8 protein-coding genes are annotated in these 12,799 nt (G+C 71.6%); 6 read left to right on the plus strand and 2 right to left on the minus strand.

Annotation, left to right across the window (positions count from 1 at the left end):
* Positions 1–140: 140 nt before the first annotated feature.
* Complete coding sequence (locus FXO23_RS39010) at positions 141–3,425, plus strand: S8 family serine peptidase (protein WP_158891859.1); 3,285 nt, start codon at positions 141–143, stop codon at positions 3,423–3,425.
* On the opposite strand, the gene hemG is transcribed toward FXO23_RS39010, so the two are convergent.
* Together hemG and hemE are read right to left on the minus strand one after the other, a co-directional pair.
* Positions 3,403–4,833: a protoporphyrinogen oxidase gene (gene hemG, locus FXO23_RS39015; protein WP_158891861.1), complete on the minus strand. Its 1,431-nt coding sequence runs from the start codon at positions 4,831–4,833 to the stop codon at positions 3,403–3,405. The genes FXO23_RS39010 and hemG overlap by 23 nt on opposite strands.
* Positions 4,830–5,909, minus strand: coding sequence for a uroporphyrinogen decarboxylase (gene hemE / locus FXO23_RS39020; RefSeq protein WP_179956998.1), 1,080 nt, complete (start codon positions 5,907–5,909; stop codon positions 4,830–4,832). The genes hemG and hemE overlap by 4 nt, the downstream gene beginning before the upstream one ends.
* Before the next feature lie 89 nt (positions 5,910–5,998).
* Here hemE and FXO23_RS39025 point away from each other — a divergent pair, with 89 nt between their 5' ends.
* The 5 genes from FXO23_RS39025 to FXO23_RS39045 all read left to right on the plus strand — a co-directional run bounded on the left by FXO23_RS39025 (position 5,999) and on the right by FXO23_RS39045 (position 12,763).
* Positions 5,999–6,562, plus strand: a complete 564-nt coding sequence (locus FXO23_RS39025) for a DUF3000 domain-containing protein (protein WP_179956999.1) — start codon at positions 5,999–6,001, stop codon at positions 6,560–6,562.
* Between the two features lie 642 nt (positions 6,563–7,204).
* Positions 7,205–7,858 (plus strand): response regulator, encoded by a 654-nt coding sequence (locus FXO23_RS39030; RefSeq protein ID WP_158891942.1) that lies wholly within the window; start codon positions 7,205–7,207, stop codon positions 7,856–7,858.
* 67 nt (positions 7,859–7,925) lie between these two features.
* A complete protein-coding gene (locus FXO23_RS39035) occupies positions 7,926–9,173 on the plus strand; it encodes a ribonuclease D (RefSeq protein WP_179957000.1) in 1,248 nt (415 codons plus the stop codon).
* Between the two features lie 286 nt (positions 9,174–9,459).
* The gene (locus FXO23_RS39040; protein WP_158891946.1) at positions 9,460–10,650 is read left to right on the plus strand and encodes a thiolase family protein; all 1,191 of its coding nucleotides are present in this window, start codon (positions 9,460–9,462) and stop codon (positions 10,648–10,650) included.
* A 1-nt stretch (position 10,651) separates the two neighbouring features.
* The gene (locus FXO23_RS39045; protein ID WP_158891863.1) at positions 10,652–12,763 is read left to right on the plus strand and encodes a 3-hydroxyacyl-CoA dehydrogenase NAD-binding domain-containing protein; all 2,112 of its coding nucleotides are present in this window, start codon (positions 10,652–10,654) and stop codon (positions 12,761–12,763) included.
* Positions 12,764–12,799 lie beyond the last annotated feature (36 nt).

Genomic DNA, 12,799 nt, shown 5'->3' on the forward strand with positions numbered 1-12,799 from the left:
GGAAGCTCTCTTTGGGACGAATGGAGCACGTTTTGGGACTGGTGCGCCAGTTTCTCACCCATTAACCCAGGCGGCGGTTCCTCACGTGGTTCCGGTCACGCTACGTTGCGCGACACATCACTTACTTGGGGGAGGTCGCAATGCCCGTCCCGTATGGCAGAACCCTGGGTAGATCCACCGTCCTCGGCGTCGCCGCCGCGCTGGTCGCGGCGAGCGTGAGCACCTCCGCGGTGGCCGCGCCCGCCACCGCTCCACCACCGGGGGCCGGGAAGCAGGCGGTCACCCTGATCACCGGCGACCGGGTGTTCCTCGAAGCGGGCCGCCCGTCCGGCTACCTGCGGGCCGGTCCGGGGCGCGACGGAGTCGGCTTCACGACCTTCTCCGCGCGCGGCCACAACTACGTGGTGCCCGCCGACGCCGGGCCGCTGGTCGCCAAGGGCGTGCTCGACGTGCGCCTGTTCGACATCACCGAGTTGCTCGCCGCCGGGTACGGCGACGCGAGCCGGAACACCCTGCCCCTCATCGTGACCTACTCCGGCGCCGCGCCCCGCGCGCTGAGCGGCCACGTCACGCGCGAGCTGCCGAGCATCGGCGGGGCCGCGGTGACCGCGGACAAGGGTTCGGCGACCGCGCTGTGGGCGGGGATCACCCAACCCGGCCCATCCGCCACCACCTTCGGCGCGGGCGTGCGAAAGGTCTGGCTGGACGGAAAACGGAAGTCCACTTTGGACCGAAGCGTGGCGCAGATCGGCGCGCCGGCCGCGTGGCAGGCCGGGTACACCGGGGCGGGCACCAAGGTCGCGGTGCTGGACACCGGCGTCGACCAGACCCATCCGGACCTGGCCGACCGGGAAGTCGCGGAAAAGAACTTCTCCGAGGCGCCGGATGCCGTCGACCGGTTCGGCCACGGCACGCACGTCGCCTCGATCGTCGCCGGGACCGGCGCGAAATCCGGCGGCAAGTACCGCGGCGTGGCCCACGGCGCGAAGATCCTGGACGGCAAGGTCCTCGACGACAACGGCTTCGGCAACGAGTCCGGGATCATCGCCGGGCTGCAGTGGGCGGCCGAACAGGGCGCGAACGTGGCCAACCTGAGCCTGGGCGGCGGGGACACCCCGCAACTCGATCCGCTGGAAGAGGCGGTCAATTCGCTGTCCGCCAAGTACCGCACCCTGTTCGTCATCGCGGCCGGGAACTCCGGGCCGGGCAAGGCATCCGTGAATTCCCCGGGCAGTGCCGACGCGGCGCTCACCGTCGGCGCGGTGGATCGGGAGAACAAGATCGCGCCGTTCTCCAGCCGGGGCCCGCGCATCGGCGACGGCGCGGTCAAACCGGACATCACCGCACCCGGCGTGGGCATCGTGGCCGCGCTGCACTCGGTCGGCACGATCGGCGAACCGGTCGAGCCCGGGTACACGGCGCTGTCCGGCACCTCGATGGCCACCCCGCACGTCGCCGGGGCCGCGGCCCTGCTGGCGCAGCAGCATCCCGACCTTTCCGGTCAGCAGCTCAAATCCCTGCTGACCGCCTCGGCGACGCCGACTCCCGGGCTCACCGCCTTCGACCAGGGCTCCGGCCGGGTCGATTCGGCGAAGGCGCTCGGCCAGGTGCTGACCAGCGAGCCGACCAGCGTGAGCCTCGGCATCCAGCAGTGGCCGCACGACGACGACCAGGCGGTGGCCAAGGAGGTCACCTACGCCAACCCCGGCCAGGAACCGGTGACGTTCACCCTGGGCATCGACGCGATCGGCCCGGACGGAAAGCCCGCACCGGCAGGGCTGTTCGCGGTGTCCCCGGCCTCGATCACGGTGCCCGCGGGTGGCAAGGCGACCGCGACGGTCACCGGTGACACCCGGGCCGCCCACCTCGACGGCGTGTACAGCGGAACGCTGACCGCCACCGCGGGCGAAGCCACCGTGCGAACCCCGCTGGCGATCGACCGCGAGGTGGAGAGCTACGACCTCACCCTGAACACCCTCGACCGCCGGGGAGCGCCGACCGCCAACGGTTTCACCACACTGGTCAATGTGGACACCGGCGAGTTCCTCATGCCGCGCGGGGACAACGGAAGCGCCAAGATCCGCGTGCCGAAGGGCCGGTACGTCCTGCAGGGCACCGTGGTCGCGGCGCCCGGCACGCCGCCGGCCTTCGACGTGCTCAGCTACCCGAACCTGACCGTCGACGGCGATGTCACCATCGACCTCGACGCGCGGCTGGCCAAACCGGTCCAGGTCACCCCGCCGAACAAGGACGCGCGGCTGTCGCTCGGCGAACTGTCGTTCCAGCGGAACCTCGGCGACCGAACGTTCTCGATCGGGTTCGTCCTGCTCGGCGGGAGCCTCACCGGGCTGGCGAGCGCGCACCTCGGCCCCGATCTGCCCCCGGCCGCGCTGACCGCCCAGGTCAACACGCAGTGGACCGCGGGCACCGAGTTCTTCGGCCTCGCGTGGTTCCGCTACGGCTCGCTGTTCACCGGGTTCACCCGGGACGTCGGACCGGGTGACGTGGCGACCGTACGGGCCGATTTCGGCCCGATCCGGGCGGAGCGGACGGGTTACTCGGGAGCGGCGCCCTCGCCGCACCTGCAGAACTCCTTCGCCTGGGGGTCCTTGCCGCGGGTCGAAATGCCCGGTACCCGCACGGAGTACTACAACGGCGAAGGCGCCGACTGGAACCGCATGCTGTTCGTCGCCGACGACAAGACCTTCGGGCTGGACGCGGTCGTCTCGTCCCCGCCGAAGACCTACGATCCCGGCCGTACCTACGCGGAATCCTTCCACCGCGCGGTCTTTGGCCCGGTGCTCCCGGTCTCCCACGCGACCGGTGGCTGGGTGTTCCGGGACTCCGACGTGGTGGTCGCGAACACCCCGCTCTTCGGTGACGGCGGCGGCAACTCCGGGCAGTCCGTTGTGGACAGCGGGTACACGCGGCTGTACCGCGACGGGAAACTGCTGGGGGAGAGCAAATCCGCCGGGTACGGCCGGTTCGAGGTCCCCGGCGGTAACGCGGAGTACCGCCTGGCCACCGAGGGCGTGCGCGGCGGTTTCGACCTGAGCAGCCGGGTTTCCGCGGTCTGGACGTTCCGGTCCGGCACCACGAACGCGGTCACCCGGTTGCCGATCTCGACGATCCGCTACTTCCCCGCGCTCGACGGCGCGAACACGGCCCCGTCTGGGACGCCGTTCGTGGTGCCGGTCGCGGTGCAGGAGCAGGGCAGCGCGGTCACCAAGGTGCCGTACCGGCTGACCGCCGAGGCGTCCTACGACGGCGGCCAGACCTGGACGCCCGCCGCGGTGCTCGGCAACGCCCAGCTCGTGCTGCAGCACCCGGCGGGCGCGACCTCGGTTTCCTTGCGCGCCAAGGCGACCGACGGCAACGGCAACACCGTGGAGCAGACGATCGTCAACGCCTACCGACTGCGGTAACCAAGCGGCGCGCGGCGGCGTCGGCGGTCCCGACGCACGCGGGAATCCCGACGCCGTGCAGCGTGGCCCCGGCGATCTCCAATCCGGGCACCTCGGCCACCGCCCGTTCGACGCGGGCGATCCGGTCGAGGTGCCCGGCCGCGTACTGCGGCAGACCACCGCCCCACCGGGTGACCAGGGTGTCGACCGGTGCGGTGGTGATCCCGGTCAGCTCGGCGAGGTCGGCCCGGACGAGCCGTACCAGTTCGTTGTCCTCGGCTCGCAAGGCCGCGGCCTCGCCGAAGCGCCCGATCGAACCGCGGATCAGCACCGGCGCACCGGGCTCCGCGTAATGCGCCCACTTGCGGGCGGAGAAGGTGAACGCCTTGGCGGACAACGGTTTTCCGGAGTCCACGCGCTCACCGGCGCCGATCAGCACGCCCGAGGCGTCCGGGAGTTCGGTGCCCGGCGGCAGGGCCAGCGCGACCACCGCCATCGACGCCAGTTCCACCTCGCCGAAGGCCGCGGCGGCCGCGGGCAGCACGCCCTCGAGCAGTTTGCGGGCCGCCGGCGCGGGCACGGCGAGCAGCACCGCGTCCACGTCGAGCACGGCATCCTCGGGCGCGTGCGCCGCCGCGGCCGCGCCGAGTTCCAGCCGCCAGCGGTTCTCCAGCCGCCGCAGCGAGCGCACCGGCACGCCGAGCCGGAGCTCGGCCTTCGCGGCCTCGGCGAGCCGATCGGCCAGACCGCCCAGCCCGCCGCGCAGCGTCCCGAACACCGGCGCGGTCCCCGGCGAAGGCGAAGCGGGCAGCAGGGACGCGGCCGCCTCGGTCAGCGAACTGGGCCGTTTCTCCAGCGCCGACGCCAGTCCCGGCAGGGTCGCGCGCAGGCCCAGCCCATCCGCTCCCCCGGCGTAGACGCCACCGAGCAACGGATCCACCAGGCGGTCGACCAGTTCGTCACCGAACCGCGAGCGCAGCAGCGGACCGAGTTCGAGATCGCCCCCGGGCAGCGAAACCGGCGGCAGTTCGCGTTCGGCGAGCAGCGCGGCCTTCCCCTCGTCCGAGAGCACCTCCGCGACCGCGGCCAGCCCGGCCGCGGAGGCCGGGATGCCCATGACCGTGCCGCCGGGCAGCCCGGCCGAGGTGTTCCCGGCCCGGACCGTCGCCCGGGCGCGGGTGGGATGCGTCAGCAGCTCGCCGAGCCCGAGCTCCTCGACCAGTGCGACGGCCTCGGGGCGGCGGGCGAGGAACGCCTCGGCGCCGACGTCGTACGGCCGCCCGGCCAGTTCGGCCGTGCGCAGCTTGCCGCCGAGGGAACCGGTCGATTCGACGACCGTGATGGTGGCCGTGTCGCCGAGCAGCGTGCGCAGCCGGTACGCGGCGGTGAGGCCGGAGATCCCGCCGCCGACCACGGCGACGGTGGTCACGGCCGGAGCTCGTGCACCAGTTCGACGACCCGGGTCAGCACCTCCGGATCGGTCTCCGGCAGCACGCCGTGGCCCAGGTTGAAGATGTGCCCGGCCGCGGCGCGGCCCTCGTCGGCGATGCGCCGGACCTCGGCCTCGATCACCGGCCAGGACGCGGCCAGCAGCGCCGGATCCAGGTTGCCCTGCACGACCGGGGGCTGGGCGTCCGGCGCGGACAGGCGCCGCACGGCCTCGTCCAGCGGCACCCGCCAGTCCACGCCGACCACGTCGGCGCCCGCGTCCCGCATCGCGGTGAGCAGCTCGCCGGTGCCCACGCCGAAGTGGATCCGCGGCACGCCGTACTCCGCGACCCCGGCCAGCACCCGGGACGAATGCGGCAGCACGAATTCCCGGTAGTCCTTCGGCGACAGCGCACCGGCCCACGAGTCGAACAGCTGGACGGCGTCCACCCCGGCGTCCAGCTGCGCGCGCAGGAAGGTGAGCGTGCTGTCGGCGAGGCGCCCGGCCAGCGCGTGCCACACCTCGGGCGCGGAGTGCATGAGCGCCTTGGTGTGCTCGTGGTTGCGGCTCGGGCCGCCCTCGACGAGGTAGGACGCGAGCGTGAACGGCGCACCGGCGAACCCGATCAGCGGGGTGTCGCCGAGCCGCTCGACCAGCAGCCGCACGCCCTCGGCCACCGGGGCGACCTGGGCCGGATCCAGTTCGGGCAACGCGGCGACGGCCTCGGCGTCGCGCACCGGCGAGGCGACCACCGGGCCGGTCCCGGGCACGATGTCGATGTCCACGCCCGCGGCCTTGAGCGGCACCACGATGTCGCTGAACAGGATGGCCGCGTCGACCCCGTGCCGGCGGACCGGCTGCAGGGTGATCTCGGCGAGCGTCTCCGGGTCGAAGCACGCCCGCAGCATCGGCACGCCTTCGCGCAGCGCGCGGTACTCCGGGAGGGACCGCCCCGCCTGGCGCATGAACCACACCGGCAGCCGGGCCGGCCGCCCGCCTCGGGCGGCGACGAGCAGCGGCGCTTCGGACAGGTCGCGGCGGGCACTCACGGTGCGCGCCTGGGCAGTGGTAGGCATCCACATCATCGTGCCACGGGCCGTTGTAAGGGCTCCCTTCGGCGCGTCTTGCGCCCGTAAGGGCCCCTTTCCGCCTTACAGTCGAGATCGTGACCGCGATGACGCATGCGCCCGACCTGTTCCGCGAAGCCGTCGCGGCGCTGCAATCGGTGCGGCCTCGGCCGGAGATCGTCATGGAGGCGGTGCGGCCTCCACAACGCCTCGCGCCGTGGTCGTACGCCCTGAGCTGTGAGACCACCGGTCCAGCGGACGTGCTCGCCTCCGGCCGGCTCGTCCTGCTGCACGATCCGGAGGGCCAGGAGGGCTGGGACGGCGTGCTTCGGCTGGTCGTCTACGTGCGCGCGGAACTGGACAAGGAACTGGCGACCGATCCCTTCCTGCCCGCGGTGGGCTGGTCCTGGCTGACCGACGCGCTCGAGGCGTCCGGCGCCTCCTGGACCGCGCTGGGCGGCACGGTCACCGAGACCTCCTCGGCACGGTTCGGCGACATCGCCGGGCCGCCGCGAACCGACGATCTCGAGCTGCGGGCGTCCTGGACGCCGACCGACGCCGAGCTGCGGCCGCACGGTGAGGCGTTCTGCCAGGTGATGTCGAGCGTGGCCGGCCTGCCGCCGGTGGGTGTCACGCTCTTCGGGCAGCGCCAGACCTCCTAGCCGCCGCCTGGCCCGTTCCCTCGCTCGAGGACGGCCACATACGCGTAACGATTTCAGCACGCGGCCCGGCTCGGGGCCGGAAGACGCGGGAGATCACCACTATCGTGAGGCCCTCGCCGTCACCCTGCGCAACCCCCTCGTTCTCGCCGCCCCGGATCCGTGCCGGGATCCGCCACCGGGACCCGCGCGATACCGTTCCGGCCCCGTGGAGGGTTGGTACGGAATCGGTACACCCCGTGAAAAAGCCACCTTTTCGACCAACCGGACGCTTCCCGGTGAGCCGCCGCGAGGCCGGCTCGGCCACTTGCACGCCGCGTCTGCACGGTCACTCGGCGGTTGTCAATCTGAGTTCATCGTGTTCGTACGGCGATGCGTTAGCCACCAGCCGTGTACTAGCCCGATCGTGTGACAACGATGTCCCGGAGTAACTACCCAATCGAGATAGATACCCGTTCGATCCCCCCGCTGACCCTCTCGGGCGGCTAGAGTGCCTTCGACGACACCACTTTCGGTCTAAAGCTGGCGCGGCTGATTGGCCGAAAGTCCCGGTGCCGGTCGGGGGGCACGACCGACTCCAGGGAGGTAGTGACGTGGCTGCCGTCGGCTTATCTCAGGCCGTCAGATCCACGCCAGCCGGCGAGCATGGTTCCGCACCCGCGGGAAGAGCTTTTTTCGGTGCTGGTGGTCGATGACCACCCGCTGCTGAGGGAGGCGATTGCCGCACGACTCGCACAAATGGGCGCGGGCACCGTACACGAGGCCGCCACGGTGGCCGAGGCGAGAGCACGGGCAACGGCCACCGGGCCGTGTGACCTGGCGATTCTCGATCTCGGTCTGCCGGATGGCAGCGGTATCGAGCTGGTTACGGAACTCCGTAGCCATGGCTGGCCTCGCGTCGTGGTGCTCGCATCGTCCGACGACCCGTACGCGGTGCGGTCGGCGTTCCAGGCCGGTGCTCAGGCATACCTGCTCAAATCCGCGTCGCCGGTGGTGGTCACCGACGGCGTGCGCAGGGTGCTCGAGGGCGGCGTGTACGCAGACCCCAGCGTGGCTCCGGTCCTGGCCACCGGCACCAGGGTTGCCGGCACCGACAACACCCCGCGCGAGCTTTCCGCGCGCGAGGTGGAGGTGCTGCAGCTCGTCGCCGATGGCCAGTCCAACAAGGAGATCGGGGAGGAACTTTCCCTCTCCGCGCTCACGGTGAAGTCGCACCTGTCCCGGATCGGGCGCAAGCTCGGCACCGGTGACCGGGCCCAGATGGTGGCGTTGGCGATGCGCGCAGGCGTTATTCGCTGACGGAGAAATCGGTCCCGCGGGACGGGCGCACCAGGCGCGGTGCGCCCGTCCCGTAGGGTCAGCTCTCGTGGAAATCGCAGATAGAGGCCTCGAGGAGGCACCTGAGCCGTCCGCGCCCGTTCTGCTGACCGAACCCGCGGACGGTACGCCACCGGTCATCGCCGACCCCGAGGCGCTGGCGGACGCCTGCCGGCGGATCGCGGGCGGCACCGGCGCGATCGCGGTCGACACCGAGCGCGCATCCGGCTACCGGTACTGGCCCAAGGCCTATCTGGTGCAGCTGCGCCGCGAGGGCGCCGGCACCTTCCTGGTGGACCCGATCGCGCTCGAAGGCGAACTCGGCCCGCTGGCCGAGGTGCTGAACGACGCCGAATGGGTGCTGCACGCCGCCTCGCAGGACCTGCCGTGCCTGACCGAGCTCGACCTGCGCCCGGCGAGCCTGTTCGACACCGAACTCGCCGGTCGGCTGGCGGGTTATGAGCGGGTCGCACTGGGCACTTTGGTCGAACTGTTGCTCGGATACCAGCTGGAAAAGGGGCATAGCGCGGCGGACTGGTCCAAACGGCCGCTGCCGCTGGACTGGTTGAACTACGCGGCCCTCGACGTCGAACTCCTGATCCCCCTGCGCGAGAAGCTGGAGGCCGAACTGGCCGCCCAGGGCAAGCTGGACTGGGCCCGGGAGGAGTTCGAGGCCGTCCGCACCGCCGGGCCACCCCCGCCGCGCGCCGAACCGTGGCGCCGCACCTCCGGCATCCACAAGATCCGCACCGCGCGCGGACTGGCCGCGGTCCGCGAACTCTGGCTGGCGCGCGACGAACTCGCCCGCAAACGGGACCGGGCGCCCAGCCGGGTGCTGCCGGACAGCGCGATCGTCAACGCCGTGCTCGCCGAACCGCGCACGGTCGCCGAACTGCAGGCACTCCCCGTCTTCGGCGGGCGGGTGCAGCGCAAGTACACGAGCAACTGGCTGCGGCACCTGCAGGCCGCGCGGGCGTTGCCCCGCGACCAGTTGCCCAACCCGTCCCAGCAGAACGACGGGCCGCCCCCGCCGAACCGGTGGGGGGACAAGGACCCGGACGCGGCCGCCCGCCTGTCCGCCGCCCGGACGGCGCTGAACCGGATCGCCGAGCACCACCACCTGCCGGTGGAGAACCTGCTGCTGCCGGACCTGGTCCGGCGCACCTGCTGGCGTCCCCCGGAGGACCGCGGGGAAGCGGGCGTGGCGGAGGTCCTGCGCGCGGGCGGCGCCCGGCCCTGGCAGATCGAACTCACCGCCGCCGAACTCTCCCAAGCCCTGCACGCCACCGCCTCGTAGCGGCCCCCGGGGCACCGCCGTTTCATGAGGGGACCCCTCCAGACAAAATTCGTCTGGAGGGGTCCCCTCATGACAGCTGGCGGGAGGTGAGCGGCGGAGGGATCGCCTGGAAGTGTGCGGTCGCCCACTCGACGGGGCCACACCCCTGGTTACCGACGGGTAACAAGGGCTATCGTGCGGACAGTGGCCGGTCTCTGCCGATCGGCCGATCTCCCAGGTGTTTCAAACTCAGTGAGGAGCATTCGTGGCCGCACCAGCAACACCGCTCGCGCCGAACGCGCGTGCGGTGCGCAACGTGGCCTTCGTCGAAGGGGTGCGCACCCCGTTCGGCAAGGCTGGCGACAAGGGCATCTACGCCGGAACCCGAGCCGATGACCTGGTCGTCAAGGTCATCCGGGAGCTGCTGCGCCGGCACCCCGAGCTCCCGCCGGAGCGGATCGACGACGTGGCCATCGCCGCCACCACCCAGACCGGCGACCAGGGGCTGACCATCGGCCGCACCGCGGCGCTGCTCGCCGGGCTGCCCAAATCGGTGCCCGGTTTCGCGATCGACCGGATGTGCGCGGGCGCCATGACCGCGGTCACCTCGGTCGCGGGCGGCATCGGGTTCGGCGCGTACGACATCGCGATCGCCGGGGGCGTCGAGCACATGGGCCGCCACCCGATGGGCGAGGGCGTCGACCCCAACCCGCGGATCGTCGCCGACAAGCTGGTCGACCCGACCGCGCTGGTGATGGGCCAGACCGCGGAGAACGTGCACGACCGCTACCCGGAGATCACCAAGGCCCGCACCGACGCCTACGCCGCGCAGAGCCAGGAGCGCTACGCCGACGCGGTCAAGGCCGGGAAGATCGGCCCCGAGCTGGTGCCGGTGGCCACCCGGCACGCGGAGCTGGGCTGGGGCCTGGCCACCGAGGACGAACCGCCCCGCCCGGGCACCACGGTCGAGCAGCTCGCCACGCTGAAGACCCCGTTCCGCCCGCACGGGCGGGTCACCGCGGGCAACGCGGCGGGCCTGAACGACGGCGCGACCGGCGCCATTCTGGCCGACGAGGCGACCGCCCGCGAGCTGGGCCTGCCGATCGGCATGCGCCTGGTGGGCTACGCGTTCGCCGGGGTCGAGCCCGAGGTGATGGGCATCGGCCCGGTGCCGGCCACCGAGAAGGTGCTCGCCCGCACCGGTCTGTCCATTTCGGACATCGGCCTGTTCGAGATCAACGAGGCGTTCGCCGTGCAGGTGCTGGCCTTCCTGGACCACTTCGGCATCGACGCCGCCGATCCGCGGGTCAACCCGTGGGGTGGCGCGATCGCGTGCGGTCACCCGCTCGCCTCCTCCGGGGTGCGGCTGATGACCCAGCTGTCCCGCCAGTTCGCCGAGCGGCCGGACGTCCGCTACGGCATCACCACGATGTGCATCGGCATCGGCATGGGTGGCACGGTGATCTGGGAGAACCCGGCTTACGAGGGTGGTAAGTGACATGACGATTTCCGTTGAGCAGGCCAAGGCCGCCTTCCCGGACGAGGTCGTGACCAAGGCGGTCACCCGCCTGATTTCGGTACCGGGCCTGGACAAGCAGGTCGCACTGATCACTTTGGACGACGGCCACGACCACACCCGGCCGTCGACCTTCGGGCCGCAGGGCCTGGTGAGCCTGAACGCGGCACTGGACGAGGCGTTCGCGGCCGAGCCCGCCGCGATCGCGGTGACCGGCAAGCCGTTCATCTTCGCCGTCGGCGCCGACCTTTCCGGGGTCGAGCAGATCTCCGACCCCGAGCTGGCCACCCAGATCGCGCAGACCGGGCACGACGTGTTCCGCCGCCTGACCGAGTCGAAGATCCCGACCTTCGGGTTCGTCAACGGCGCGGTGATGGGCGGCGGGCTGGAACTGGCGCTGTCCTGCCACTACCGGACGCTGTCGGAGAACACCGCCGCCATCGCGCTCCCCGAGGTGTTCCTCGGCCTGTTCCCGGGCTGGGGCGGCACGCAGTTGCTGCCGAACCTGATCGGCCCGGACGCCGCGGTCACCGTGATCTTCGAGAACGCGCTGAACCAGAACAAGATGCTCAAGCCCGCGCAGGCCGCGGAACTGGGCATCGTGGACGAGGTGTTCGGCTCCGCCGACTACCTGGAGCAGTCGTTGCTGTGGCTGGCGAAGGTCGTGCGCGGGGAGATCACCCCGGAGCGCAAGGAGATCGACCGGGGCGCGGGCTGGGACGCCGCGGTCGCGCGCGCGAAGTCCATTGTGGACGGCAAGACCAAGGGCGCGTCGCCGGGCGCGGCCAAGGCGGTCGAGCTGCTGGAACTGGCCCGCGCCAACGATCTCGATGCCGGATACGCGGCGGAGACCACCGCACTGGCCGAGATCCTGATGACCGACACGCTGCGCGCCGGGCTGTACTCGTTCAACCTGGTGAACAAGCGGGCCAAGCGCCCGGCCGGGGCGCCGGACAAGTCCTTGGCGCGCAAGGTGAACAAGGTCGGCATCGTCGGCGCGGGCCTGATGGCCAGCCAGCTGGCCCTGCTGTTCGTGCGCAGGCTCAAGGTGCCGGTGGTGCTCACCGACATCGACCAGGCGCGCGTGGACAAGGGTGTGTCCTATGTGCACGGTGAGATCGACAAGCTGCTGGGCAAGAAGCGGCTTTCCCCGGACGAGGGGAACCGGCTGAAGGCCCTGGTCTCCGGCTCGCTGGACAAGGCCGCGTTCGCCGACGCGGACTTCGTCATCGAGGCGGTGTTCGAGGAGCTCGGCGTCAAGCAGCAGGTGTTCGCCGAGGTCGAGGAGCACGTGAGCCCGGAGGCGATCCTGGCCACGAACACCTCGTCGCTGTCGATCACCGAGATGGCGGCGAAGCTGAAGCACCCGGAACGGGTCGTCGGCTTCCACTTCTTCAACCCGGTCGCGGTGCTGCCGCTGCTGGAGATCGTGCGCGGTGAGCGGACCGACGACGCGAGCCTGGCCACCGCGTTCGCGGTCGGCAAGCAGCTGAAGAAGTCCAGCGTGCTGGTGAAGGACGCGCCCGCGTTCGTGGTGAACCGGCTGCTCACCCGCTTCCTGGGCGAGGTGCTGGCTTCGGTGGACGAGGGCACCCCGTTCGAGGTGGCCGATCGCGCGCTGAACCCGCTCGGGCTGCCGATGTCCCCGCTGACGCTGCTGCAGCTGGTCGGCCCCGCGGTGGCCCTGCACGTCGCGGAGACCATGCACGCGGCGTTCCCGGACCGGTTCGGGGTCAGCGAGAACCTGGCGAAGTTCGTCAAGGCGGGCAAGACCGCGGTGTGGGCCTACGACGACAAGGGCAACGCGTCGGTCGACCCGGAGGTCGCCGAGCTGTGGCAGCGCGGTGACCGGCCCTCGACCGAGGAGCAGGTCCGCGACCGCGCCCTGACCGCGCTGGCCCAGGAGGTCCGGATCATGCTCGACGAGGGCGTGGTCGCCGAGGCGCAGGACATCGACCTGTGCCTGATCCTCGGCGCCGGGTGGCCGTTCTGGCTCGGCGGCATCACCCCGTTCCTGGACCGGACCGGCGTGTCGGAGCAGACCAACGGCAAGCCGTTCCTCGCCCCGGGCGTGGCCAGCGTCCCGGCCGCGTAACCCGATTTCGCTGCGGGGTCGTGAGTGGCTAGAACC

This window comes from Amycolatopsis anabasis (genome assembly GCF_009765355.1).
Taxonomy (GTDB): Bacteria; Actinomycetota; Actinomycetes; order Mycobacteriales; family Pseudonocardiaceae; genus Amycolatopsis; species Amycolatopsis anabasis.

What these genes read in the sequence shown, in the direction of transcription:
- FXO23_RS39030 (WP_158891942.1), top strand. Translation starts at nt 7,205, where the DNA reads ATGGTTCCGCACCCGCGGGAAGAGCTTTTTTCGGTGCTGGTGGTCGAT.
- FXO23_RS39045 (WP_158891863.1), top strand. Translation starts at nt 10,652, where the DNA reads ATGACGATTTCCGTTGAGCAGGCCAAGGCCGCCTTCCCGGACGAGGTC.
- FXO23_RS39010 (WP_158891859.1), top strand. Translation starts at nt 141, where the DNA reads ATGCCCGTCCCGTATGGCAGAACCCTGGGTAGATCCACCGTCCTCGGC.
- hemE (WP_179956998.1), bottom strand. Translation starts at nt 5,909, where the DNA reads ATGCCTACCACTGCCCAGGCGCGCACCGTGAGTGCCCGCCGCGACCTG.